The 22,815-nt window shown below is 66.6% G+C and carries 25 protein-coding genes; 14 read left to right on the top strand and 11 right to left on the bottom strand.

Annotation, left to right across the window (positions count from 1 at the left end; translation table 11 throughout):
* Positions 1 to 15: 15 nt before the first annotated feature.
* On the bottom strand, positions 16 to 780 hold the full coding sequence (locus CH42_RS03720) for an SDR family NAD(P)-dependent oxidoreductase (RefSeq protein ID WP_053351857.1): 765 nt from the start codon (positions 778 to 780) through the stop codon (positions 16 to 18).
* 42 nt (positions 781 to 822) lie between these two features.
* Here CH42_RS03720 and CH42_RS03715 point away from each other — a divergent pair, with 42 nt between their 5' ends.
* The gene (locus CH42_RS03715; RefSeq protein ID WP_193392071.1) at positions 823 to 1,440 is read left to right on the top strand and encodes a GNAT family N-acetyltransferase; all 618 of its coding nucleotides are present in this window, start codon (positions 823 to 825) and stop codon (positions 1,438 to 1,440) included.
* Here CH42_RS03715 and CH42_RS03710 read toward each other — a convergent pair.
* The gene (locus tag CH42_RS03710; protein ID WP_053352046.1) at positions 1,359 to 2,003 is read right to left on the bottom strand and encodes a DinB family protein; all 645 of its coding nucleotides are present in this window, start codon (positions 2,001 to 2,003) and stop codon (positions 1,359 to 1,361) included. The genes CH42_RS03715 and CH42_RS03710 overlap by 82 nt on opposite strands.
* Before the next feature lie 109 nt (positions 2,004 to 2,112).
* Here CH42_RS03710 and CH42_RS03705 point away from each other — a divergent pair, with 109 nt between their 5' ends.
* The gene (locus CH42_RS03705) at positions 2,113 to 3,411 is read left to right on the top strand and encodes a hypothetical protein (RefSeq protein WP_053351856.1); all 1,299 of its coding nucleotides are present in this window, start codon (positions 2,113 to 2,115) and stop codon (positions 3,409 to 3,411) included.
* A 12-nt stretch (positions 3,412 to 3,423) separates the two neighbouring features.
* Here CH42_RS03705 and ychF read toward each other — a convergent pair whose 3' ends face one another.
* The 3 genes from ychF to CH42_RS03690 all read right to left on the bottom strand — a co-directional run bounded on the left by ychF (position 3,424) and on the right by CH42_RS03690 (position 5,347).
* A complete protein-coding gene (gene ychF / locus CH42_RS03700) occupies positions 3,424 to 4,497 on the bottom strand; it encodes a redox-regulated ATPase YchF (protein WP_053351855.1) in 1,074 nt (357 codons plus the stop codon).
* A 65-nt stretch (positions 4,498 to 4,562) separates the two neighbouring features.
* Complete coding sequence (locus CH42_RS03695; RefSeq protein WP_053351854.1) at positions 4,563 to 4,991, bottom strand: DUF1761 domain-containing protein; 429 nt, start codon at positions 4,989 to 4,991, stop codon at positions 4,563 to 4,565.
* Positions 4,988 to 5,347 (bottom strand): DUF2200 domain-containing protein, encoded by a 360-nt coding sequence (locus tag CH42_RS03690; protein ID WP_053352045.1) that lies wholly within the window; start codon positions 5,345 to 5,347, stop codon positions 4,988 to 4,990. Before CH42_RS03690 ends, CH42_RS03695 begins: the two co-directional genes overlap by 4 nt.
* 116 nt (positions 5,348 to 5,463) lie before the next feature.
* Here CH42_RS03690 and CH42_RS03685 point away from each other — a divergent pair, with 116 nt between their 5' ends.
* From CH42_RS03685 to CH42_RS03670, 4 genes are all read left to right on the top strand, one after another.
* Positions 5,464 to 6,048, top strand: a complete 585-nt coding sequence (locus CH42_RS03685; protein WP_053351853.1) for an exonuclease domain-containing protein — start codon at positions 5,464 to 5,466, stop codon at positions 6,046 to 6,048.
* A gap of 88 nt (positions 6,049 to 6,136) precedes the next feature.
* Positions 6,137 to 7,627, top strand: a complete 1,491-nt coding sequence (rmuC, locus tag CH42_RS03680) for a DNA recombination protein RmuC (RefSeq protein ID WP_082309275.1) — start codon at positions 6,137 to 6,139, stop codon at positions 7,625 to 7,627.
* 52 nt (positions 7,628 to 7,679) lie between these two features.
* Entirely contained in the window at positions 7,680 to 8,150 is a 471-nt protein-coding gene (locus CH42_RS03675; protein ID WP_162231058.1) for a heme-binding protein, read from the top strand.
* Positions 8,147 to 8,986: an HAD hydrolase family protein gene (locus CH42_RS03670; protein WP_053351851.1), complete on the top strand. Its 840-nt coding sequence runs from the start codon at positions 8,147 to 8,149 to the stop codon at positions 8,984 to 8,986. The genes CH42_RS03675 and CH42_RS03670 overlap by 4 nt, the downstream gene beginning before the upstream one ends.
* A 113-nt stretch (positions 8,987 to 9,099) precedes the next feature.
* Here CH42_RS03670 and glpX read toward each other — a convergent pair whose 3' ends face one another.
* Complete coding sequence (gene glpX / locus CH42_RS03665; RefSeq protein ID WP_053351850.1) at positions 9,100 to 10,083, bottom strand: class II fructose-bisphosphatase; 984 nt, start codon at positions 10,081 to 10,083, stop codon at positions 9,100 to 9,102.
* Positions 10,084 to 10,146: 63 nt separating this feature from the next.
* Here glpX and fbaA point away from each other — a divergent pair, with 63 nt between their 5' ends.
* Positions 10,147 to 11,175, top strand: a complete 1,029-nt coding sequence (gene fbaA / locus CH42_RS03660; RefSeq protein ID WP_053351849.1) for a class II fructose-bisphosphate aldolase — start codon at positions 10,147 to 10,149, stop codon at positions 11,173 to 11,175.
* A complete protein-coding gene (locus tag CH42_RS03655) occupies positions 11,175 to 11,933 on the top strand; it encodes a DUF6264 family protein (protein ID WP_053351848.1) in 759 nt (252 codons plus the stop codon). Before fbaA ends, CH42_RS03655 begins: the two co-directional genes overlap by 1 nt.
* Before the next feature lie 110 nt (positions 11,934 to 12,043).
* On the opposite strand, the gene CH42_RS03650 is transcribed toward CH42_RS03655, so the two are convergent.
* Positions 12,044 to 13,075 (bottom strand): 4-hydroxy-3-methylbut-2-enyl diphosphate reductase, encoded by a 1,032-nt coding sequence (locus CH42_RS03650; protein WP_053352044.1) that lies wholly within the window; start codon positions 13,073 to 13,075, stop codon positions 12,044 to 12,046.
* Between the two features lie 167 nt (positions 13,076 to 13,242).
* Here CH42_RS03650 and xseA point away from each other — a divergent pair, with 167 nt between their 5' ends.
* Positions 13,243 to 14,478 carry an exodeoxyribonuclease VII large subunit gene (gene xseA, locus CH42_RS03645; protein ID WP_053351847.1) on the top strand — a complete coding sequence of 412 codons (1,236 nt, stop codon included), beginning with the start codon at positions 13,243 to 13,245 and terminating at the stop codon, positions 14,476 to 14,478.
* A 44-nt stretch (positions 14,479 to 14,522) separates the two neighbouring features.
* On the opposite strand, the gene CH42_RS03640 is transcribed toward xseA, so the two are convergent.
* On the bottom strand, positions 14,523 to 15,692 hold the full coding sequence (locus tag CH42_RS03640; protein WP_053351846.1) for a hypothetical protein: 1,170 nt from the start codon (positions 15,690 to 15,692) through the stop codon (positions 14,523 to 14,525).
* 107 nt (positions 15,693 to 15,799) lie between these two features.
* Between CH42_RS03640 and CH42_RS03635 the strand changes: the two genes are divergently transcribed.
* From CH42_RS03635 to CH42_RS03620, 4 genes are read left to right on the top strand one after another with little or no spacing between them, the layout of a single operon-like run.
* The gene (locus CH42_RS03635; protein WP_053351845.1) at positions 15,800 to 16,045 is read left to right on the top strand and encodes an exodeoxyribonuclease VII small subunit; all 246 of its coding nucleotides are present in this window, start codon (positions 15,800 to 15,802) and stop codon (positions 16,043 to 16,045) included.
* 3 nt (positions 16,046 to 16,048) lie between these two features.
* Positions 16,049 to 16,735 carry a DUF4245 family protein gene (locus CH42_RS03630; RefSeq protein ID WP_053351844.1) on the top strand — a complete coding sequence of 229 codons (687 nt, stop codon included), beginning with the start codon at positions 16,049 to 16,051 and terminating at the stop codon, positions 16,733 to 16,735.
* A complete protein-coding gene (locus CH42_RS03625; RefSeq protein WP_053351843.1) occupies positions 16,732 to 17,412 on the top strand; it encodes a carbonic anhydrase in 681 nt (226 codons plus the stop codon). Before CH42_RS03630 ends, CH42_RS03625 begins: the two co-directional genes overlap by 4 nt.
* Positions 17,413 to 17,469: 57 nt before the next feature.
* Complete coding sequence (locus CH42_RS03620; RefSeq protein ID WP_275575610.1) at positions 17,470 to 18,897, top strand: class II fumarate hydratase; 1,428 nt, start codon at positions 17,470 to 17,472, stop codon at positions 18,895 to 18,897.
* Positions 18,898 to 18,999: 102 nt separating this feature from the next.
* Here the strand turns inward: CH42_RS03620 and CH42_RS03615 are convergent, their stop codons facing one another.
* Together CH42_RS03615 and CH42_RS03610 are read right to left on the bottom strand one after the other, a co-directional pair.
* Positions 19,000 to 19,959, bottom strand: coding sequence for an epimerase (locus tag CH42_RS03615; RefSeq protein WP_053351841.1), 960 nt, complete (start codon positions 19,957 to 19,959; stop codon positions 19,000 to 19,002).
* Complete coding sequence (locus CH42_RS03610; RefSeq protein ID WP_156322457.1) at positions 19,956 to 20,579, bottom strand: DUF4166 domain-containing protein; 624 nt, start codon at positions 20,577 to 20,579, stop codon at positions 19,956 to 19,958. Before CH42_RS03610 ends, CH42_RS03615 begins: the two co-directional genes overlap by 4 nt.
* A gap of 115 nt (positions 20,580 to 20,694) precedes the next feature.
* Between CH42_RS03610 and CH42_RS03605 the strand changes: the two genes are divergently transcribed.
* Complete coding sequence (locus CH42_RS03605; RefSeq protein ID WP_053351839.1) at positions 20,695 to 21,189, top strand: tetratricopeptide repeat protein; 495 nt, start codon at positions 20,695 to 20,697, stop codon at positions 21,187 to 21,189.
* A gap of 57 nt (positions 21,190 to 21,246) precedes the next feature.
* Here the strand turns inward: CH42_RS03605 and CH42_RS03600 are convergent, their stop codons facing one another.
* Positions 21,247 to 22,647: a PhoH family protein gene (locus CH42_RS03600; protein WP_193392068.1), complete on the bottom strand. Its 1,401-nt coding sequence runs from the start codon at positions 22,645 to 22,647 to the stop codon at positions 21,247 to 21,249.
* Between the last annotated feature and the right edge of the window lie 168 nt (positions 22,648 to 22,815).

Here is a 22,815-nt window from a genome sequence, read left to right as displayed (position 1 = left end):
CTGACGCCCGATACCTCAGTGCACGGAGAACCCACCGTCGACGGGTATCGTCTGCCCGGTGACGTACCGTGAGCCCGCGCCGGCGAGAAACACCGCAGGCGCCGCGAAGTCTTCGGGAACGCCGTTTCGCCCGATGAGCGTGCGCGACGCAAGCGCACGCACTGTCTCGGGGTCGGCCGAGAGCCGGGTGTTCAGGGCGGTCTGCACGAATCCCGGTACGAGCACGTTGGCGGTGACGCCGTGGGCCGACCAGGCTTCGGCTTGGCTCCGTGCGAGCGCCTCGAGCGCAGCCTTTGAGACGCCGTAGGCGCCGCTCGCCGCGAACGGTCGCTGTGCCTGCTGCGAGCTGATGTGGATGAGACGACCGTAGCCGCGCTGCGCCATGCCCGGTGCCAGCGCTTGGCCCAGGATGAACGGGGCATCGAGGTTGACGCGCATCGTCGCATCCCACTCCGTTTCACGGAGTTCCGGGAATGGGGGTCGCAGGTTGATGCCGGCGCAATTCACCAGGATGTCGACGTCGCCGACCTCCTGCGCGAGCGCGTGCGCTCCGGATCGCTCGGACAGGTCGGCTACTGCGCCGACCGCGGATCCGCCACGTTCGGTGATCTGCACCACCGTTTCGTTGATCGCAGATTCGGTGCGCGCCGCGATGACGATCTGCGCGCCGGCGTCTGCGAGTGCGACCGCGATCGCACGGCCGATGCCTGAGCTGCCGCCGGTGACGAGCGCCCGGCGGCCATCGAGCGCGAAGAGATCGTGGAGTGCTGCGTGCGTCATCGTTCCACCCTAACGAGCGCGAGACCCCAGAATGGAAGGGTGATGCTGCACACCGAACGATTGAGCCTGCGCGAGATCCAACCGGCCGACCGCGCGGCGCTTTCGCGCATCTTGCAAGATGATGAAGCGATGCACGCGTACGAGGGCGCGTTCGATGATGCCGGAGTTGATGCATGGCTGACGAGCATGCGGGATCGCTACCGCACCGACGGGTTCGGATTGTGGGCGGTTGATCTGCGGGAGACCGGTGAGATGATCGGTCAGTGCGGAATCACGTGGCAGCAGATCGACGGCGCCCGCGTGCACGAGGTCGGGTATCTCTTCGAACGATCGCACTGGCATCACGGATATGCGACGGAGGCGGCGGTCGCCTGCCGCGACTTCGCATTCTCTGATCTCGACGCCGAGCGTGTCTACGCACAAGTGCGTGACACCAATCTCGCGTCGATGAACGTGGCGATCCGACTGGGAATGACGGTGCGCTCGCGTTTCGTGAAGCACTACCGCGGGGTTGATATGCCGCACCTCGCATTCGCGGTAGACCGCGAAACCGCGTTGCCGCACACCGACACACCGATTCACTCGGCGACGGGCGACCCGACGGCCTCCCCCGCGGCCTCTGCCGCAGTGCGCGCCGCGGACTCGACGCGCTCCGAGTAGTCGCGCCACCACTCGGCATCTCCCGCCGGTAGGTTCGTGGCCGCAGCGCGCATGCCTGCGGCACCGTCGATCTGTTCGCGCAGAATGTCGGCGTGGCCCGCATGACGGTGCGTCTCGGCGATCATGTGAACGAGCAGGCGTCGCACGGTCACACTGGATTCGCTCCACCACGGCACGATGCCGACCGCATCGAGGCCGAGTTCGCGCACCACCGCATCGTCGCTCGCCCAGACCTGTCGATACAGCGCAATGATGTCGGCCCGGCTCTCGGAGGCGGTCGCCCACATGTCCGCGTTCGCGGGAGCATCCTCGGCCATCCAGGGCGTCGATATGCCCCCGTCGCGACCGAGGCATTCGGTGAGGTACCCGTATTCCGTACTCGCGACGTGCTTCACGATGCCGAGCAGATTCGATCCGGTCGCGGTGAGCGGCCGCCGAACGTCGTACTCGCCAACGCCCTCCAGCTTCCAGAGCAGGGCGTCTCGGGCGAGCTGCAGGTAGCGCAGGAGGAGTTCGATCTCGTCATCGCTTGCAGGGCGCGAGGCATTCGGTGCTGAGTCCATGTCGTCAGCGTAATCGGCACGACCGACATTGACACCGGCCGGCACGCTTGCGGTCGCCCAGGCCCCTGCGGGCACCCTCGCGACGAGCACCCTCGCTACGCTGATGTGCATGGTGAGCGGGTCACGATCGATACGGCAGCGGGCACGACGCAGCCTGGTCGGCGCCCTGCTCGGCGCCTCAATGCTGCTGCTCGCCGCCTGCAGCGGCGACTCGGTGCGCGGGGATTTTGCGCGAACATTCGGTGATGATCCGGCCGTCGCCGGGTTCGAGCTCTCGACCGCCGATAACCAAGCGTTCACCGGCGGGCTCAGTGCCGACGTCGACGTGCGTCCAGATGCTTCCGATGATGCGTTCCGGTCGCTGGTGACTCAACTCAGCGCTTTCGCAGCAGAGCGGTCGGGCACCGAGGTGCACATCACGGTGCACACCCCATCCATCAGCCTGCCCGTCGTCGCATCAGCAACGACGACTGCGGCCATCACCGACGCGGCGCATGATCTGCTGACCGTTCCGGGCGTCGAGTCAGTCGAGCTCGTCGCCGCCAATGATGCGGAGCGCATCTCCGCGGTGACGCTCGACCTCAGTCTTCCTTCCCCGACCGATTTCACCGCCGCGTTCGCGCTGGCGCGTGAGGTTCCGGATCGCCTGGCCGAAATCGCCATCGCGTCGGGGCCGCACATCACGCTGCGCGATCCCGCAGCCTACTTCACCGTGCAGGGCCCTCCGGGATCGTGGTGGTCGAACGCGGAGGCGACACTGCTCGGCCTCACGGACTCCGCCCCAGTGGCCGCAGTGACTGGCGTGCGAGCTTCGCCTGACGGCATCGTCATCACGCTCGACGATGAGTTCGAGGTGGCCGCCGCCACGGCGCGCCTCGCCAAGCAGGCATTGACGAGCGACTACCCCGTGGCATTCGCCAGCCCGCTGGTGTCGCTCGGTGCTGAGGCGACCGGTGCGCCCGCCCGTGCATTGCTCGGTGGGCTTGAAGACGCCGACCGCGCGCTGATCGAGTCGATATGGACCGATGATGCAGGCGCGACGTTCAGCGCGGCGTCGCCAGCCGACGCGGAAGCCCTCGCGTCCGCGATCTCTGCGCAGCCCGAGTCCGCAGACTTCGCGTCGCTGACGATCGTCGTCGGAGCGCCCGACGACCCCGAACTCAGCGTCACCGCTGAACCGTCGCAGCTGGGGGCGGTCACTGCCCAAGCGAGCACAGTGCTCGATTCCCCTGACATCACGGCAGTCACCGTGTCTCCAAGAAAGGTGACCGTCACCGCTCCGCAGAACTCAAGCATCGATGCGTTGGAGGCGCGACTGGTCACGCTCGAAGGGCTCGCGCAACCGGGAGCACGGCTCTGCGCCGAGCGGCCGGACGGCACCGCCGAGTGCGGCTACGCACCGCGCTAGCGGTGCATCAGCTCAGACGTTGAACCGCCACTCGCAGACATCGCCGTCTTGCATGACGTACTCCTTGCCCTCCATGCGGGCCTTGCCCTTGGCGCGAGCCTCGGCGACCGAACCGGCCTCGACGAGATCTTCGAACGAGATGATCTCGCCCTTGATGAAGCCCTTTTCGAAGTCGGTGTGGATCGCGCCGGCCGCCTGCGGCGCCGTGGCGCCCTGCTTGATGGTCCAGGCGCGCGCCTCCTTGGGGCCCGCGGTCAAGTAGGTCTGCAGGCCCAGGGTTTCGAAGCCGATGCGCGCGAGCTGGTCGAGCCCGCTTTCCTCCTGGCCGATGGACGCGAGCAGTTCCGCGGCATCTTCGGCGTCGAGTTCGATGAGTTCGCTTTCGATCTTCGCGTCCAGGAAGATCGCCTGGGCCGGTGCCACCAGGGCGGCGAGCTCGTCGAGCTTCGCGCGATCCTGCAGCACAGTCTCGTCGACGTTGAACACGTACAGAAATGGCTTCGCCGTCAGCAGCCCGAGCTCCTTGATCGGCTCGAGATCGATCTTCGACTGCGAGAGCACCTGGCCGTCGTTCAGCGCGGCCTGCGCGGCCTTCGCTGCATCGACGACGGACGCGTCGATCTTCTTGTTCTTCAGCTCTTTCTCGTAGCGCACGAGCGCCTTGTCGATCGTCTGCAAGTCGGCGATGATCAGCTCGGTGTTGATCGTCTCCATGTCGCTGGCCGGGTTGACGGCACCGTCGACGTGGATGACGTCGGGGTCTGAGAATCCGCGCACGACCTGTGCGATCGCGTCAGCCTCGCGGATGTTCGCGAGGAACTGGTTACCCAACCCTTCACCCTCGCTGGCACCGCGCACGATGCCGGCGATATCGACGAAGCTGACCGGTGCGGGCAGAATGCGCTCCGAGCCGAAGATCTCCGCGAGCGCGTCGAGTCGCGGGTCGGGCAGGTTCACCACGCCGACGTTCGGCTCGATCGTCGCGAACGGATAGTTCGCCGCGAGCGCGTCGTTCTGGGTGAGCGCGTTGAACAGGGTCGACTTGCCCACGTTGGGGAGTCCTACGATGCCGATAGTCAGAGCCACGAGGCATCAGTCTACGCGGGGATGCGGCCGAGCATGACCGTTCGCCGCCGCGAGGCGATCCCGCACTACCCGATCGCCGGCGGCCACACCCCAATGATGATCGCCATAACGACGACGGTGACGAGTTCGTGCGCGATGTTCAGCACGGTCAGGCCTGCTGGGCGACCTTCAAACGCGTCGTGCGTGATGAAACGCGATGCGGTGAAGCCAGCCCACAGCAGCAGCCCCGTCACGAGCGTCGCCGCCAGAAACGAGCCGCCGTAGAACGCGAAGGCGATCCAACTCGCCCCGGCAAACACCCACGCCGTAATGAAACTCACGACCAGCGTGACCAAGATCGGGCCGACCGCAGCCTTCGCATCGCCGCTCGGGTTCACGTTCGCGAGTCGCATCCACCGTGTGCCGAACACTTTCGGGGTGTACCACACCGACCCCACGACCATCGTGGAGAGCGTGGCGACGATCACGGCCCAGTAGTTGATCTCGGGAATCATGCGGCACCTCCGCGCAGAATCGACGTCATCTTCTTGCCCCGTGCGACCTCGTCGACGAGTTTGTCCATGTAGCGGATCTGCTGCATCAGCGGATCCTCGATCTCTTCCACCCGTATTCCGCAGATGAGGCCCGTAATCTGGGTCGCGTTGGGGTGCATGCGAGGTGCCTCGGCGAAGAACGTGCGCAGGTCGGTCTCGTCGTCGAGCACGCGCTGCAGGTCGGCGTCGTCGTAGCCCGTGAGCCAGGTGATGACCTGGTGAATCTCTTCCTGCGTGTGCCCCTTGCGCTCCGCCTTGGCGATGTAGTGCGGGTAGATGCTCGCAAAGCTCATGCCGTAGATGCGATGCTCGGCCATGGTCATCCCTTTCGACGGGTGGATCGTGAACTCCATTGTCGCCCCTCGCGCACGCATGCACACCCCCGGCGCCACGCGGACGCATCAATGTCAGGGGTGTGTGTCAGAGTGGACACGTGCCCGTCGACTTCACCGCGATCGATTTCGAGACTGCGAACAGCCATCCGTCTTCGGCATGCTCGGTCGGCATGGTCCGCGTGCGTGCCGGGGTGGTGGTGGATCGCGTGCACTGGTTGATCCGCCCGCCCGCCGCACACGCCGCGTTTCTGCCCTTCAACATCAAGATCCATGGCATCACCGCGGCAATGGTGGCCGAGTCACGGTCGTGGAGTGAGCAACTCGGCGAGCTCCGCGAGTTCATCGGCGCCGATGTCGCCGTTGCGCACAATGCCAGCTTCGATATGGGTGTGATTCGCGCAGCGTGCGCCGAGTCGGTGGCACCGACGCCCCGCCTGAAGTACCTCTGCAGTGTGCAGGTCTCGCGCAAGACCTACGAGATTCCATCGCATCGCTTGCCGCTTTCGGCGGCTGCGGCGGGCTACGGCGAATTCGCGCACCACGATGCCCTCGCCGACGCCGAAGCCTGCGCCGCCATCATTTCGGATGCCGCGCAGCGCCACGGGGTCGACTCGGTGACGGCACTCGCGAAGCAAACTGGGCTGCGCATTCAGCAGTTGAAGGCCATTCCGCTGAAGCTCTGATGCGACACCGGGGCAGCCACGACATAAATGTCGGTGGCCCGTGAGAACGTGGATGCGAACCTTCCACTGATCGAAAGCACGGTGCATCATGGCGATTGCCACCCTCATCCTGCTCGGAGCGAATCTGCTCCTGCTCGTTGCGCTGCTCGTCGTCGTGTTCCTGCGCACCGGTTCGCGAGGCGCAACGCCGGCGTCGGCATTCGACGGGCGCGGTCTCGCCGCTGAGATTCGCGGCGACCTCTCCGCGCAGCGCGGCGAAATCGGGCAGTCGCTCACCGGCATCAGCGATCGGGTACACGCCGGAGCGCAAGCGACGCTGACCGCGCAGAACTCGTTGCGCGCCAGCGTCGAAGCACGGTTCGAAGACCTGCGCGAGGCCAACGATGCGAAACTCGAACAGGTGCGTCAGGCCGTCGGCGAGCAGTTGCAGCATCGTTTGAAGGCCTCACTCGACGAGAATGCCGGCAGAGTGCAGGCGCTCGCCGACACTCACGTCGCCAAGCAGGCCGAGCTGCAGCGCGTGTTGCGCGATGAGCTCGAGAAGCTTCGTGAGGGCAATGAAGCCAAGCTCGAGAAGATGCGCGAGACCGTCGACGAGAAGTTGCAGGGCACGCTCGAACGGCGACTCGGCGAGTCGTTCCGTTTGGTGAGCGATCGCCTGGAGCAGGTGCAGAAGGGCCTGGGCGAGATGCAGACGCTCGCCACCGATGTCGGGGGCTTGAAGCGCGTGCTCACGAACGTGAAGAATCGCGGCAGTTGGGGCGAGGTGCAGCTCGCGCGCCAGCTCGAAGACATGCTGACCCCTGAGCAGTATGCAGAGAACGTCGCCGTGCGACCGAGCTCCGCGGAGCGGGTCGAGTTCGCGGTCAAGCTTCCGGGCCGCGGTGATCTCGGTGACCCGGTGTGGCTGCCGATCGACTCGAAGTTTCCCCAGGAGGACTACGAGCGACTTCTCGAAGCCCAGGAGCGCGGGGATCGCGCTGAAATCGAGTCCGCAAGCAAAACCGTAGAACGAGTCATTCTGACGCAGGCGAAACTCATCCGCGACAAATACCTCGAGCCGCCGTACACGACCGATTTCGGCATCATGTACCTGCCGACCGAGGGCCTCTTCGCCGAAGTCATCCGTCGCCCGGGGTTGACCAGCAAATTGCAGACCGAATATCACGTCACCGTCGCCGGCCCGACCGTGCTCATGTCGCTCCTCAACAGCCTTCAGCTCGGGTTCCGCACGCTCGCCATCGAGCAGCGCAGCTCCGAGGTGTGGCAAGTGCTGAGCGCGGCAAAAGTCGAGTTTCAGAAGTATGGGCAGGTCTGGGAGAAACTCGGCAAGCAGCTGGCCACGGCACAGAACACCGTGAGCGAGGCCGGCCGACGCACGCGCGCGGTCGAAAAGCGACTCCGAGCCGTCGAGACGTTCGACACCGCCGGCGAAGGCGGCGCGCATGCACTCGAAGAGTACGTCACCGAACCCGCGCCCGAGCATGATGCGCTCGCAGCTGCTCGCGCACGAGCCGGTGCTGACGAAGACACCGTAGCCGAGGCTGACGCACACACCGGGCTCTGGGAAGACCGATGAACCAGCACTTCATTTGTCCTGTCATGACCGCAGGCTGCGCTAGCGTATGACCATGGCCACAGATGCGTTTCCCCTTATCGCTGACCCCGAGATCATCGCAGCCGGCTTCACCGAAGCGGCACTGCACTCGTACACGCATGCCGACGCGATCGAGATCGGCGAGGAGATCGTGCGACTCGGGCGGGCGCGCGGGCTCGTGTTCGCCGTCTCAGTGAAACTCGGCGACCACGAGGTCTACCGACTGGCGCTCCCCGGCACCAGCACGGTCAACGACGAATGGATTCCACGCAAGCGCAATGTCGCCGAGGCCACGGGCCTGCCGAGCTTTCTCGTCGGGCAGCGGCTCGCCGCACAGGGGCTGGGGCCGGTCACCGACGCACTGCCCGAGGCCGACTTCGCCCCGCACGGCGGCTCAGTGCCCATCCTCATCGACGGCTCGGTGCTGGGGTCGGTCACGGTCAGTGGCCTTCCCCAGCAAGACGACCATGCACTCATCATCGAGGTGCTGGGCGCTCGTCGATGAGCGCAGAACGTACACGCACCGATCTGCGACTCGTCGCCATCGATATCGATGGCACCCTGATCAACAGCGCAAAGCAGATCATGGCGTTCACCCGAGATGAAGTCGCACGGGTCGCTGAGGCTGGTGCGATCGTCTCCATTGTGACCGCGCGCAGCATCGCGGCCTCACGCATCATCGAGCACAAACTCGGCACCGCGACGTCGCACATCGCCTTCGGCGGCGCTCTCGTGCGTGCCCGCAACACCGACGATTTCGAGACCGTCCTTGATCGCCCCTTCACCTCGGCAGCGGTGGACACCATGCTCGACATCGCAGCGGGGCGTCCGGTGCACGTGGGCATCTACACCGAATCAGAGTGGCACGTGAGCGACATCGGCATCTGGGGTTTGCGTGAAGCACGGAACACCTCGATCTGGCCGAACCGCATCGGCCCAGACGTCGCCGCACGAGCCCCTGAGCGCCCCGTCTACAAAGTCATGTTCCGCGGGGAGCCCGAGCACCTCGCACCAATCAAGGCCGGCATCGACGCATCGCTGCCCGAGGTCTTCGCCCACTTCGCCGGCCGCGTGCTCGAAATCACCACGACGCGCAAACACGTCGCGCTCGCAGCCCTCGCCGAGCACCTCAAGATCCCACTCGACGCATGCATCGCGTTCGGCGACACCGAAGCCGACATTCCCATGCTCGAGCAGGTCGGCGTCGGCGTACTGATGGGCAACGCCGACCCCACGTTGTCCGTCGCCGAACACGTCGTGCGCACACTCTCGAACGATGAAGACGGCGTTGGCCTCAGCCTCCGGGCGTACTTTCCGACCGACGCACCCTTCGAAATCTGAGCACGACCGCGCGCATACGACCACGTACCGATCACCACGCACCATTCGCACGCGCGCCAAACGCAACGGAGGCCCGGGCACTCAGTGCCCGGGCCTCCGTTGTCACACCAGAATCACACCCAGCGGTTCGGATCCATATCGCTGATGACGTGGCGGATGGTGCCCGAGTGCGCGCGCATCACGATGCTCTCCGCGCGAACGAACGGACCATTCCGCTTCACACCGTCGACGAACTCGGCGTCGGTGATGCCGGTCGCCACGAAGTAGCAGTTATCGCTCGCAACGAGATCGTTCGCTTCGAGGACACGGTCGAGATCGTGACCGGCATCGATCGCGCGCTGACGCTCGTCATCGTCGCGCGGCCACAGCTTGCCCTGGATGACGCCGCCGAGCGCCTTCACCGCGCACGCGGTGATGATGCCCTCCGGCGTACCGCCGATGCCCACGCAGAGGTCGATGTTCGAGTCCCATCGAGCCGCATTCACACCACCGGCGACATCGCCATCCATGAGCAGTCGGGTGCCGGCACCCGCCTCGCGAATCTCGGCGATGAGCTGCTCGTGGCGCGGCCGATCCAGCACGGCAACACGAATATCGGTGACATCGACATTCTTCGCACGCGCGAGTGCCCGAATGTTCTCGCCGATCGGGCGACGAATATCGACGACGCCGACGCCTGCAGGGCCGCAGACGAGCTTGTCCATGTAGAACACTGCCGACGGGTCGTACATGCTGCCGCGATCGGCGACCGCAATGACCGAGAGCGCTCCCGGCCGACCCTCCGCCGTCAGGCGGGTACCGTCGATGGGATCAACCGCGACGTCGCACTCAGCGCCCTCGCCGTTACCCACGACCTCGCCGTTGTAGAGCCACGGGGCGTCGTCTTTCTCGCCCTCTCCGATGACCACGGTGCCGCGCATGTTGACGGTAGAGAGGAAGCGACGCATCGCATCGACGGCCGCGCCATCGGCGGCGTTCTTGTCACCACGGCCGATCCACGGAGTCGCGCGCATCGCGGCGGCCTCCGTTGCGCGGACGAGTTCCATGGCGAGGTTGCGATCGGGCTGCCACTCGCCCAGCGAAACAGGTTCAGTCATGGCCCCAACCCTACCGCGTAGACTGGGCTGTCGAAGCTGACCCAACGAAGTCAAGGAGCGCGCATGCCCGTCGCAAGCCCGGAACAGTACGCAGCCATGATCGATGCAGCGAAGTCGGGGGCGTTCGCCTTCCCCGCCGTCAACGTGTCGAGCTCGCAGACCCTGAACGCCGCCCTCCAGGGCTTCGCCGAGGCAGGCTCAGACGGCATCATTCAGGTCACCACGGGCGGCGCCGACTATTTCGCCGGGCACACGGTCAAGAACCGCGCCGGTGGAGCCATCGCGTTTGCCAAGTTCGCCGAAGAGGTCGCGCAGTCGTATGACGTCACGGTCGCACTGCACACCGACCACTGCCCGAAGAACGCCCTCGACGACTTCCTCCTGCCGCTCGTCGCGGCCAGCGAGGAGCGCGTCAAGAACGGCGGACTCCCCTACTTCCAGTCGCACATGTGGGACGGCTCGGCCGTGCCGCTGGAGGAGAACCTGCAGATCGCGCAGGAGCTGCTCCCCCGCCTCGCGGCGATTAACGTCATCCTCGAGGTCGAGATCGGCGTCGTCGGCGGCGAAGAAGACGGCGTGAGCCACGAGATCAACGATCAGCTCTACACGACGCTCGACGATGCCGTCGCCACGGTGGAGGCGCTGGGCCTCGGCGAGCAGGGCCGCTACCTGACCGCGCTCACCTTCGGCAACGTGCACGGCGTCTACAAGCCCGGCGGCGTCTCGCTGCGACCCGAGCTCCTCGCAGAGATTCAACAGGGCCTGCAGTCGAAGTACGGCGTCGGCGAAAAGCCGCTCGACCTCGTCTTCCACGGCGGCTCGGGCTCCACGCCCGAAGAGATCGCCGAGGCGGTGCGCAACGGCGTGATCAAGATGAACATCGACACCGACACGCAGTACGCGTTCACGCGCTCGCTCGCCGACTACATTCTCAAGAACTACGACGGCGTACTGAAGATCGATGGCGAGGTCGGCAACAAGAAGGTGTACGACCCCCGCGCCTGGGGCAAGGTCACCGAGTCGGCGATGGCCGAACGCGTCGCGCTGGCCGCGCAGCAGCTCGGCTCGGCCGGGAAGTCGGTGAGCGCGTAGTGACGACCCCGCACGACGAATCCGGTCGCCCCGCGGAGCGCCCGCTTCCCGCATACGGAGAGCTCGCGCCCGAGGGCTGGGAGTGGAAGCCGGAGACCACCGAGGGCGCAGCACTCCAGCAGTCGGCAGAGCCCCGCGGTGGTGCACACCCCGGGCCGGGAGTGCCGCACAACCTCGGCGTGCGCGGCGATCAGGCGGGTTCCGAGCCGCAGGCGGCAGCTGCCCCGAAGCCCCCGACCACTGGTCGTCCAGGCGATCCTGAGCCGTATCGCGCCGCTGCGCCGCAGCAACCGCAGACAGCACAGCCCCTGCAGCAGGTTGCACCGGCGACGCCTGGCGCACCGAAGTCACGCACGGTGGATCGCGTGTTCACGATCATCTTGCTCGTTCTCGGGGCGTTCGGCGCACTGCAGATCGCGGGCTCGCTCATGAGTATCTCGGCGAGCTTCTCGCTCGTCGGCTCGGCGCTCGAGCTCGAAGATTTCTCTGTACCGGCATGGATCGGCTCGCTCGGCACGATCTCGGCGATCGTCGTGATCGCGCTGTATGCCGTCTCGCTCATCTTCTCGATCCAGCGCATGCGCGCCGGAAAGCTCACATTCTGGGTGCCGTTGACCGCGGGCGCCATCGCTGTGATCGGCACGATCGTGCTCACGACGGTGATGATGTTCAATGTGCCCGAACTGGTGAACGCGGCGTCAGACCCGAGTTCGACCGGCAAGATTCTCGACTACTTCGAGAACATGTCGCAGCCGTAACCAGCGCTGCTCTTCGCTGTGCCCTCGATGCCGTCGCGTCGGGGGCACAGCGCGTTTCACGAGCAGAGCGTGTCTCGCCGTTCGCCGTGAGTGCGCCGATTTCAGACGAGTCAGCGCACACGGCCGCCGAGCGCCCGGGCATCGCGGTTGCCCGAGGCGTCTTGCCGCAACTCCTTCGGCAGCGAGAAGACGAGGTCTTCCTCGGCCGACACCGCGGCCTCGACATCGGCGTAGCCCGCGTCGGCGAGATCGTCGAGCAGCTCTTGCACGAGTACTTCGGGCACCGATGCGCCGCTCGTCACGCCGACGGTGCGCACACCGTCGAGCCATTCCTGACGCACCTCGCTCGCGAAGTCCACGCGATAGGCCGCCCGGGCGCCGCACTCGAGCGCGACTTCTTTCAAGCGCACCGAGTTCGAGGAGTTGGCGGATCCGACGACGATCACGAGGTCGGCCTGCGGGGCGATCTGCTTGATCGCGACTTGGCGGTTCTGCGTGGCGTAGCAAATATCGTCGCTCGGTGGATCTTGCAGATTGGGAAAGCGCGCGCGCAACCGGCGCACGGTCTCCATCGTCTCGTCGACCGACAAGGTGGTCTGTGAGAGCCAGACGAGCCGATCCGGGTCGGCCACCTCAAGGCTGTCGACATCATCGGGCGAATTCACGATCGTGATGCGCTCGGGAGCCTCGCCCGCCGTGCCCTCGACCTCTTCGTGGCCTTCGTGCCCGATGAGCAGAATTTCGAGATCCTGCTTCGCAAACCGCACCGCCTCGCGATGCACCTTGGTCACGAGCGGGCAGGTCGCGTCGATCGCGTGAAGCCCGCGATCAGCGGCCTCGTGCACCACGGCCGGCGACACTCCGTGCGCCGAGAAGACGACGTGCGCGCCCTCAGGCACTTCATCGACCTCATCGACAAAAATCGCGCCCATCTTCTCGAGCGTGCGCACGACATGCACGTTGTGCACGATCTGTTTGCGTACGTAAACGGGAGCGCCGTAACGCACGAGGGCTTTCTCGACGGCGACGACCGCACGATCGACTCCCGCGCAGTATCCGCGGGGAGCGGCGAGCAGCACCTTCTTCATGCCGTCGACGGGGCGATCGCGCAACCGCCCGGCCTCACGGCGCAGGCGCGGCATCGCAAGAGTCACGACGGGCGCGCCGATGGTGCGCTGGTGCTGCGCCCGCGTGTCGTTCATGGCTGAGATTCTACCGCCGCTCCCTGCGCGCTTCCGCCGCGACTCATGCTGGCCCTGCGGGCCGCCAGCTCCCCCGAATGTCGGTACCGACGGATAGGCTGATTCGCATGACAGAGGCACCTGCTCAAGCTCCGGCCACGCGTGATGCGCCGTGGCCGGTCGCCCAGATGAGCGAGAAGATCGCGGCCTGGATCGATCGACTCGGGCAGGTGTGGATCGAGGGTGAGATCACGCAGTGGCAGCTGCGGGGCGGCCACGTCTACGGCAAGCTTCGCGACCTGCAGCAGGACGCGACGGTGAGTTTCACGGTCTGGCGTTCGGTCGCGCAGCGCCTGACGAGCGACTTCGCGCAGGGCGACCGCGTGGTCGCGCTGGTGAAGCCGAACTTCTGGGTCAAGGGCGGCTCGCTCACCGTACAGGTCTTTGACCTCTCGCACGTCGGCATCGGCGAGTTGCTCGAGCGACTTGAACGGCTGCGTCGTCATTTGCAGTCAGAAGGGCTGTTCGCCGTCGAGCGCAAGCAACGTCTTCCATTTCTGCCGAACCTCATCGGCCTGATCACGGGCAAAGATTCTGACGCCGAGAAAGACGTCATCCGCAATGCGACGCTGCGGTGGCCCGGAGTGCAGTTCAAGCTGCACTACGCTGCCGTGCAAGGCGACCGTGCGGCCAGCGAGGTGACCGCGGGTATTGAGGCGCTGGATCGCGATCCCGACGTCGACATCATCGTGGTGGCGCGCGGCGGCGGCGATTTCCAGAACCTTCTGCCGTTCAGCGACGAGCGCGTCGTGCGGGCGGCGAGCGCCGCGACGACCCCGATCGTCAGTGCGATCGGTCATGAAGCAGACCGGCCGTTGCTCGATGAGGTCGCCGATCTGCGCGCATCGACGCCCACCGACGCCGCGAAACGCATCGTGCCCGACGTCGGCGAGGAGCTCGCGGGGCTCGATCAGGCGCGTGCCCGACTCAGCACACGGGTCGGTCAACTGCTCGCGCACGAAACCGATCGCATTGCCCAGCTCAGAGGCCGACCCGTGCTCGCCGCCCCAGACCGGCTGGTCGATGAGCGAGCTGAAGAACTCGTGCGGTGGATCGCGCGGGGCGCAGAGCTGGCCGATCGTGCAGTGGAAGACCGATCCCGCACCCTGGCTGAGACCCGCGCTCGACTGACCGCGCTCTCGCCGCAGGCCACACTGGAACGCGGATATGCGATCGCCCAGGTGGTCAACGATGCAGGCGAAGCCGGCGACGTGCTTCGTGCCCCTGAGGCGGCGCCGACCGGCACGACCATCCGCCTGTCACTGGCGGGCGGTCGGCTCGGCGCGGTGTCGAGCGGAGTCTGAGCGTCGCGACACGTGCGCGACGGGCCTCACGCCGGTGAGGTCGGTCAGCCGCCGAGCGTTTCAAACCCGGAGCCGTCGCCGTTCATACGGAACGACACCGAACGGTAGTCGTCAGAGACGCTGAAGTTCACGACCACGGGCCCGACGGCTCGGCCGAACGTCTCCGATGAGGTGTCCGAGTCGGTCGAACGCCCGACCGAGAAGCTGAGATCGTCGATCGCTTCGATCCCGGCTTCGATGCTGGCCCGCTTCGCTGCGGGGGCGAGCCGGTCCCAATCGACATCGGTGATCGAGAACGCTTCGAGCGGTGTCTCGGGCTGAATAGAGGCGGCCCCATCATGGGTGACACCGCCCCCGCGATAAATCCAGCGGTCGGTCGCATTCTCGCCCGGCGCGAGTGGCGCTTCAACGATGACGAACTCATCGGTCACGATCGCGCTGATGAGCTGATCGTGACCGATCGCCTCCTGCAGCGCGGTGATCGCCTGGCCCAGCGGCTCGGGGTCGCGGTAGTCCGGGTGCAACCGCCCCTGCTGCAGAGCCGAAACGGTCTGCAGCACGGCCACATTGTATGGCAGTACCACCGCGACAGCGGCGACCGCAGCAGCGACGGCGAAGAGTGCGATGCGCAGCGGGCGCCCGCGCTTGCCCATGCCGATGATCGGGCCGCGGCGAGTACCGTCAGCGCGAATGACGCCGCCACCACCGACGCGCACCGGGCCGGCATGCGCTGCGTCAGGAATTTCGATATCGCGCCACGGGTCACCAGAAGCATCATCCGGGAGAAGCGCGAGCTCCGGACCCTCCACCGTCAGATTCGCGACGACCCGACGCGCGCCTGGTTGCACGGCCGGAATCTGCGTGATCGGTACGATTTCGCGCAGCGAGGTGCGAAACGCGGCTCCGGATCGCGGCTGCACCGTGAGATCGATCTCGCAGAGCGGTTGATCGTTGATCTGCGTGCCGGTCTGACGGAGCGCATCGACGCGTGCCACCCCCAGCCTCCCGGCATTCCGAGCGGCTGCGATGACCTCATTGCTCGGCAGGTGCACGCCACGCAACGACTTCCCGATGAGCACGAACGTGCCGCAGAGAATCGCGAGCGTCAGGCCCACGGGCAGGGCCCAAACCCCCGCCCCGGGCGGTCCGACCACCATGACGATGATGCCTCCGACGACCAATCCGACACCGACGAAGAACAGCAGTCTGAACATGCATCCAGCCTACGGGCGTCGGCACCGTCGCACACGAACTCCCACGCGGTCGCGCAGCGTATCCCCCCTGGGCGTTCGTGTCGGTGGCGGCGGGTAGACTGAAGCTCATGGCAGATACGGTGCTTCCGGATCCCGCCGCCCTCGGTTACGAGGAAGCGCGCGACGAACTCATTCAGGTGGTCGGCCGCCTCGAGCAGGGCGGTGCGACCCTCGAGGAGTCGCTGCAGCTCTGGGAGCGCGGCGAAGCGCTCGCTGCACGGTGCGAAGAGTGGTTGCTCGGAGCCCGAAAGCGCCTCGAAGCTGCGCGCACCTCCGCGGGCGAAGCGGGCGCTTCACCGGAGCACGACGCGTAACCGATGGCCAAGAAGCAGAAACCCCCGGTCATCGTCGCCGAGCTCGGGCGCCCCGAGACCGCAGCGGAGACCTCGGCGCGCAAGTCGCGCGACAGCCGGCTCTACCGCGAGCGCAAAACGGTGAACAACCTGGTGCTCTCGCTGCTCGTGAGCCTCGGCCTCGTGCTCGTGATCTTCCTGGCCGTGCCTCGCGGCGGCGCGAATACCTTCGCGGAGCAGAGCATCAACGTGCAGACCGCGGCGGTCGAAGCATCCCCCAGCGCGGGTCGCGACCTCGCCGCTCCAGAAGTTCCGGCAGCGTGGAAGGCGAAACAGGCCGGGCTGCGCCGCAGCGGCGACGTGACCTCTTGGCAGATCAACTACACCACGGTCGACGAGGCGACGCGCATCGAATCGTACGCCGCCGTCGTGCAGGGTTTCACCGCAGACGGGAGCCCGGTCGACGACGTCTGGGTGTCGCAGCAGCTCGAGCAGCAGTCTCCCACTGGAGCTGAGACGCTCGGCGGCCTCGACTGGGTGACGTACGATCACTCCGATCGCAACCCCGACGAATCGAACATGCTCTTCGGCCTGCAGACCACGTGGAACGGCGACACGATCCTCGTCTACGGCACCGACTCCTCAGCTACTCTCCGCGAACTCGCGATCCAGGTCGCCGAGTCGCTCGACACCCCGAAGGGAACCGCATGACCGCCCCCAGAGTCACGCCGCAGCAGGCGTGGAATGCCCTCGTCGACGGCAATCAGCGCTTCATCGCAGGCGGGCCGCAGCACCCCCGCCAAGATGTCGAGCGACGTCACGAGTTGGCCAAGGGGCAAGATCCTGACGCTGCCCTCTTCGGCTGCTCGGACTCGCGGCTCTCGGCAGAGATCATCTTCGACGCCGGCCTCGGCGACCTCTTCATCGCCCGCAACATGGGCCACGTGGTCGCCGAGTCGATCACGGCGTCGATGGAATACGCCGTCGCCAACCTCGGCGTCGCGGTCATCGTCGTTCTCGCGCACGATTCCTGCGGCGCGGTCGCGGCCGCGATCGGGCAGATGGAGCAGAACCCGGCCGCCGTTCCGACGGCCGTCGAGAACACACTCGCACCGATTCTGCCGTCGGTGCAGGAGCTCTGGCTCCGCGAGCATCGCGATACGCCGTACGTCGACGCATCGACGATCGACGCCGACGCCGTCGGCCGCGTGCACCTCGCTGCGACCGTGAATCAGCTGCTGCGCAGCTCCCGCATCATCAGCGACGCCGTCGCCGCCGGCACGCTCGGCATCGTCGGCTGCCAGTACCGTCTGGCCGAGGGCCAAGCCGTCGCGGTGAGCGCGGTCGGGCACCTCGATATCGCCGCCGGTGCCCCCATCGCCGGCTGAGCCGCAGCCCACGACTTTCTCCGACCCCGAGCAGTATCCACGAAACGAAGGATGATTGTGACCGAAGATCGCAGCGCCGCCGGCGCCGAGACCGAGTACCGCATCGAGCACGACACCATGGGCGAGGTGCGCGTTCCCAAGAATGCGCTCTACGCAGCCCAGACCCAGCGCGCCGTCGAGAACTTCCCCATCTCGGGCAAGGGACTCGAGCCGGCACAGATCGTGGCCCTTGCGCGCATCAAACGCGCCGCCGCCATCGCCAACGGCGAACTCGGCATTCTCGAGGCACCGATCGCGCAGGCGATCGTCGCCGCAGCCGATGAGATCATCGCCGGCGAGCACCACGACCAGTTCCCGGTCGACACCTACCAGACCGGTTCGGGCACGTCGTCGAACATGAATACCAATGAGGTGCTCGCCACGCTCGCGTCGCGCCACCTCGGTGCACCCGTGCACCCGAACGATCACGTGAACGCATCGCAGTCGTCGAACGACGTCTTCCCGACATCGGTGCACATCGCCGTGACCGGGGCCCTCATCGAGCAGCTGAAGCCGGCCCTCGCGCACCTCGCCGAGGCATTCGAGGCAAAGGCTGAACTCTGGAAGACCGCCGTGAAGTCGGGCCGCACGCACCTCATGGATGCGACGCCGGTCACCCTCGGCCAGGAGTTCGGTGGTTTCGCCGCACAGATCCGCTACGGCATCGAGCGCATCGACGCCGCCCTCCCCCGCGTCGCCGAGGTGCCCCAGGGCGGCACCGCAGTCGGCACCGGCATCAACACCCCGCTCGGTTTCCCGGAGAAGGTCATCGCTGAGATCGCGCAGTCAAGCGGCCTCCCGATCACCGAGGCCCGCAACCACTTCGAGGCACAGGCGAACCGTGATGGTCTCGTCGAGGCGTCGGGCGCCCTGCGCACCATCGCCGTGTCGCTGACCAAGATCAACAACGACATCCGTTGGATGGGTTCGGGCCCGAACACCGGTCTCGCCGAGCTGCACATCCCCGATCTGCAGCCGGGCTCGTCGATCATGCCGGGCAAGGTCAACCCCGTGATTCCGGAAGCCGTGCTCATGGTCTGCGCTCGGGTCATCGGCAACGACGCGACCATCGCCTGGGCCGGCGCTTCGGGTGCGTTCGAACTCAACGTGCAGATCCCCGTGATGGGCACCGCGCTGCTCGAGTCGATCCGACTGCTCTCGAACGCTTCGATCGTACTCGCCGACAAGACCGTCGACGGTCTCGAAGCGAACCTCGAGCGCGCCGCAGCACTCGCCGGCATGAGCCCGTCGACCGTGACGCCGCTCAACCGCCTCATCGGCTACGAAGCGGCAGCGAAGATCGCGAAGCACTCGGTGAAGAAGGGCATCACCGTGCGCGAAGCCGTGGTCGATCTCGGCTACGTCGAGCGCGGCGAGGTCACCGAAGCCGATCTCGATCAGGCACTCGATCTGCTGTCGATGACCCACCCAGGCGTCGCCAAGTAATTCGTCACCACCCGCACCACGGGTGACACGGGCCCGGGATCAGGCGATCCCGGGCCCGTTGACGTGTGCGGCGAAGCGGCGCCGTCGCGGCAAGCGCGAGGCTCAGGTGCGGGCGAGGGTCTCGCGCAGCGCGGGCTCGAGCTCGGGGTGCGCGAAGACGAACCCCGCATCATCGAGCACGCCCGGCAGCACCCAGCGACTTTTGAGCACGAGCTCTGTCTCGGTGCGAATGCCGATCGCCCCCAGTTCCAGCATCCATCGTGGCAGCGGCGGCCCGAACGGTACGCCGACGATGTGGCGGACGGTGCGCATGAACTCCTGATTGTCGACCGGGTTCGGCGCTGCGGCGTTCACGGGTCCCGAGATATCAGCGTGTTCTTCGACGAAGTCGATGATGCGTGCCACGTCGTCGAGGTGCACCCAGCTGAAGCGCTGGGTGCCGCAACGGGCACCTGGGAAGTGTGCAGTTCCGGCCTCGCGGCGGCGGCGCGACACGGGCCAGGGCCCGTCGAACTGCGGCCCGCCGAGTCCGAGTCGCGCGAGACGCTGGAGCGGTCCGAGCACCCCACCATCTCCGATCACGATGGCACTGCGCAGTGCGATGCGGCGCGTGTGCGGAAGCTCATCAGCGAACAGCGCCTCCTCCCATGCCGTCGCGACGTCAACCGAGAACCCGGTGCCGATTTCGCCGGTGCGCTCAGTCATCGGGCGGTCTTCTGCATGCCGGTAGATCGTCGCGGTCGAGGAGTTCACCCACACGGGCGGGGGCGACGCTGCCTCGGCGATGGCGCGACTGAGCTGCGCCGTGGTGTCGAGACGCGACCTGAAGATCTCGGCGCGGTTCGCAGGCGTGTATCGACAGTTGACGCTCTTCCCGGCGAGCCCGACCACGAGTGCGGCCCCGTCGACCGCCGCCGCAATACCGTCGGCGTCGCCCCAGGCGCGGTCTGCCCCGCTCCGCGAGATCGTGACGACCTCGCGCCCAGCCGCGCGGAAGTGCCGCTGCAGATACTGCCCCATGAACCCCGATGCGCCGCCAATGACGACCCGACCCTCGCTCATTGCTCCTCCTCGATGCAGTACGTGAACGCACCGCCGTATTCGTACACCCGCCCGAAGAACGGAACGTCGATGGTGACGTCGACGCGTTGCCGCTGCGCCAGGGCGTCGAAGCGTTCGTGCAAACGCACCACGGGTGCGATCGCCCTCGGCAGCCGCAGTACGCGACGTCGGTCGCCCCGGTGACTGAAGAGCACCAGGCCGACGTCGCGACTGACCAGTCGAACGCCGTCAGCGCCCGCGCTCAGGTCGAAACTCGCCACAACTGTCGCCGGTTCACCGATCTCGTCGACGAGCCGACCCTGCGCATTCAGACCGACGGAGTCGCGCATCTGCCAAGGCCCATCCGGCAGTTCGAGATTTCGGCGCCCAACTGCACGACCCGAGATCGTGCGGTTCTCTACCGTGAACGGGACGTCGCGCGCCCAGGTGGCGCGCACCACGCCGCGACGCTCGAGCAGACGGAGCACAGGATGCAACCAGCGGCGCGGTGTGCCGACGCGATCGAACACACCGCGACCGCGCCCGACGTACCCTTCGGGTATTGTCGCGAAGTACTGCTGTAGCGTCGGGTGGAGTGCACCGACGCCGCCCGAGGCGCTTTCCAAGCGTCCGCTCGTCACCCGAAGCGCCCCCAACGCGCGCGCATACGGCGAGCTCGGTTCCGGCGGTTGGTGCGGCGACACACTTCCAAGCTAACAGGAGTGAGATTCAACTTTCGTGAACGGAGCGGAACCCGTGGAAACTTCAGACTGGCAGACTCGCATCGATGCGGTGTGGGCGGATGATGATGCGTCTCCGAACGCGGTAATCGATCGAATCGCTGCGCTCGTCGCAGAGCTTTCCGACGACGACCCTCGTGGCCCATTCGAACTCGGCGGTGCGCACGATTCTGCGGGCCTGGAGGCCGAGGCCGCAGTGCTCTACGCCCGCGCGGTCGAGCTGGGCCTATCGGGCCGAGCACGCGCGGAACTCGACATTCAATTCGCCTCGACGCTGCGCAATCTCGGTCGCTTCGACGAGGCCGTCGCAATGCTCGAAAACGGCGCCGATCACCCCGATCTCGGGTCGGCACGGGCCGCATTCCTCGCCCTTGCACTGCACTCAGCGGGTCGCCCCGGCGCTGCCCTGGCCGTTGCGTTGGAGGCTCTGGTGCCGACGCTTCCGCGCTACCACCGATCACTTCGCGGCTACGCCGCCGAGGTGCGCGCGTCAGACACGCACGAGGCATAGCCCCAACAGCCGAGGGCCGGGCGAGGCCGAAGCCGCACCCGACCCTCGACCGGCGCCTTACGGGGTGTCGAGCAGATCGGTCACGAGCGCGGCGATCTCACTGCGCTCGGAGCGCGTCAGTGTCACGTGCCCGAAGAGGCGGTGGCCCTTGAGCTTCTCGATCACCGCGGCGATGCCGTCGTAGCGGCCGACCCGCAGGTTGTCGCGCTGCGCGACATCATGCGTCAGCACCACGCGCGAGTTCTGTCCGATGCGCGAGAGCATGGTGAGCAGCACACCCCGCTCGAGCGACTGCGCCTCGTCGACGATCACGAAGGCGTCGTGCAGTGAGCGCCCGCGGATGTGTGTGAGCGGCAGCACCTCGACGAGATCGCGCGCGACGACCTCGTCCAGCACGTTCTCCGAGACGATCGACCCAAGCGTGTCGAAGACCGCCTGGGCCCAGGGGTTCATCTTTTCCTGGTGGTCGCCCGGCAGGTAGCCGAGGTCCTGACCGCCCACCGCGTACAGCGGCCGGAACACCATGACCTTGCGGTGCTGTCGGCGCTCGAGCACCGCTTCCAGGCCCGCTGCGAGTGCCAGGGCCGATTTGCCCGTACCGGCGCTGCCGCCGAGCGAGACGATGCCGATCTGCGGATCAAGCAGCAGGTCGATCGCGAGACGCTGCTCCGCGCTGCGGCCCGAGACGCCGAAGACCTCGCGATCCCCCCGCACGACATGCAGCGAGCGATCGCCGTCGACGCGACCGAGCGCAGACCCGCGAGGCGAGGTGAGCACGAGGCCGGTGCCGAACGGCAGGCCTGCGGCACCCTCGACGTCGTCGATGCGGTCATCTTCCCAGAGGTGCTTCATCTGATCTTCGTCGAGCTCGACCGAGGCGATGCCGGTGTATGCATCGTCACGAGCGAGTTCGGCCCGGTACTCCTCGGAGCCGAGCCCGAGCGCCGCGGCCTTGAGGCGCATCGGCATGTCTTTCGAGATGACCGTGACGTCGAGTCCCTCGGAGGCCAGGTTCTGAGCCACCGCCAGAATCCGGGTGTCGTTGTCGCCGAGGCGCATGCCGCTCGGCAGCCCATCCATGCTGCTGTGGTTGAGCTCGACGCGCACCGATCCGCCCGCGTCGCCGACCGGCACCGGGAAGTCGAGTCGCAGGTGCTTGTCGCGCATCTCGTCGAGAATGCGCAGCGCCCGCCGCGCGAAGTAGCCGAGTTCGGGATCGTGGCGCTTCTTCTCGAGTTCCATCACGACGACGATCGGGAGGACCACGCTGTGCTCAGCGAAGCGGAACAGTGCCGCGGGATCGCTGAGCAAGACCGACGTGTCGAGCACGTAGGTGCGCTGGGCCTGCAGGGTGTCGCCGAACAACTCGGGCGAACTCGGCGACTGGGTCGCCGACGAGTGAGCATCCGGTCCTGGGACGACCGGCGAGGGTGATGCGGAGTGATGGATCTCAGCCACGATGGCTCCTCTGCTCCGGGGCAGGGCCCCGACTCAGCGAGTTGGCCAGTAGCTCCGAGGTGGTGACCGACCGGCCTCCTCGATCGGGCACCCTGCCCGATGCGTCACACGCTACGCCGCGCGACGCGATTCCCGCGACAAGACACGCATTGCGATCTGTGAACGCTT

It is taken from the genome of Leucobacter musarum subsp. musarum (assembly GCF_001273845.1).
GTDB classification, from domain to species: Bacteria; Actinomycetota; Actinomycetes; order Actinomycetales; family Microbacteriaceae; genus Leucobacter; species Leucobacter musarum.
This window is presented reverse-complemented; position numbering and strand designations above follow the sequence as displayed.

Bases quoted from the DNA above. Each gene is read 5' to 3' on its own strand.
- CH42_RS03615 (WP_053351841.1), bottom strand. From the start codon at position 19,959: ATGAGCGAGGGTCGGGTCGTCATTGGCGGCGCATCGGGGTTCATGGGG.
- CH42_RS03690 (WP_053352045.1), bottom strand. From the start codon at position 5,347: ATGGCCGAGCATCGCATCTACGGCATGAGCTTTGCGAGCATCTACCCG.
- CH42_RS03640 (WP_053351846.1), bottom strand. From the start codon at position 15,692: ATGTTCAGACTGCTGTTCTTCGTCGGTGTCGGATTGGTCGTCGGAGGC.
- CH42_RS03705 (WP_053351856.1), top strand. From the start codon at position 2,113: ATGGTGAGCGGGTCACGATCGATACGGCAGCGGGCACGACGCAGCCTG.
- xseA (WP_053351847.1), top strand. From the start codon at position 13,243: ATGACAGAGGCACCTGCTCAAGCTCCGGCCACGCGTGATGCGCCGTGG.
- rmuC (WP_082309275.1), top strand. From the start codon at position 6,137: ATGGCGATTGCCACCCTCATCCTGCTCGGAGCGAATCTGCTCCTGCTC.
- CH42_RS03715 (WP_193392071.1), top strand. From the start codon at position 823: ATGCTGCACACCGAACGATTGAGCCTGCGCGAGATCCAACCGGCCGAC.
- CH42_RS03710 (WP_053352046.1), bottom strand. From the start codon at position 2,003: ATGGACTCAGCACCGAATGCCTCGCGCCCTGCAAGCGATGACGAGATC.
- fbaA (WP_053351849.1), top strand. From the start codon at position 10,147: ATGCCCGTCGCAAGCCCGGAACAGTACGCAGCCATGATCGATGCAGCG.
- CH42_RS03670 (WP_053351851.1), top strand. From the start codon at position 8,147: ATGAGCGCAGAACGTACACGCACCGATCTGCGACTCGTCGCCATCGAT.
- CH42_RS03695 (WP_053351854.1), bottom strand. From the start codon at position 4,991: ATGATTCCCGAGATCAACTACTGGGCCGTGATCGTCGCCACGCTCTCC.
- CH42_RS03675 (WP_162231058.1), top strand. From the start codon at position 7,680: ATGGCCACAGATGCGTTTCCCCTTATCGCTGACCCCGAGATCATCGCA.
- CH42_RS03630 (WP_053351844.1), top strand. From the start codon at position 16,049: ATGGCCAAGAAGCAGAAACCCCCGGTCATCGTCGCCGAGCTCGGGCGC.
- CH42_RS03635 (WP_053351845.1), top strand. From the start codon at position 15,800: ATGGCAGATACGGTGCTTCCGGATCCCGCCGCCCTCGGTTACGAGGAA.
- CH42_RS03650 (WP_053352044.1), bottom strand. From the start codon at position 13,075: ATGCCGCGCCTGCGCCGTGAGGCCGGGCGGTTGCGCGATCGCCCCGTC.
- glpX (WP_053351850.1), bottom strand. From the start codon at position 10,083: ATGACTGAACCTGTTTCGCTGGGCGAGTGGCAGCCCGATCGCAACCTC.
- CH42_RS03625 (WP_053351843.1), top strand. From the start codon at position 16,732: ATGACCGCCCCCAGAGTCACGCCGCAGCAGGCGTGGAATGCCCTCGTC.
- CH42_RS03720 (WP_053351857.1), bottom strand. From the start codon at position 780: ATGACGCACGCAGCACTCCACGATCTCTTCGCGCTCGATGGCCGCCGG.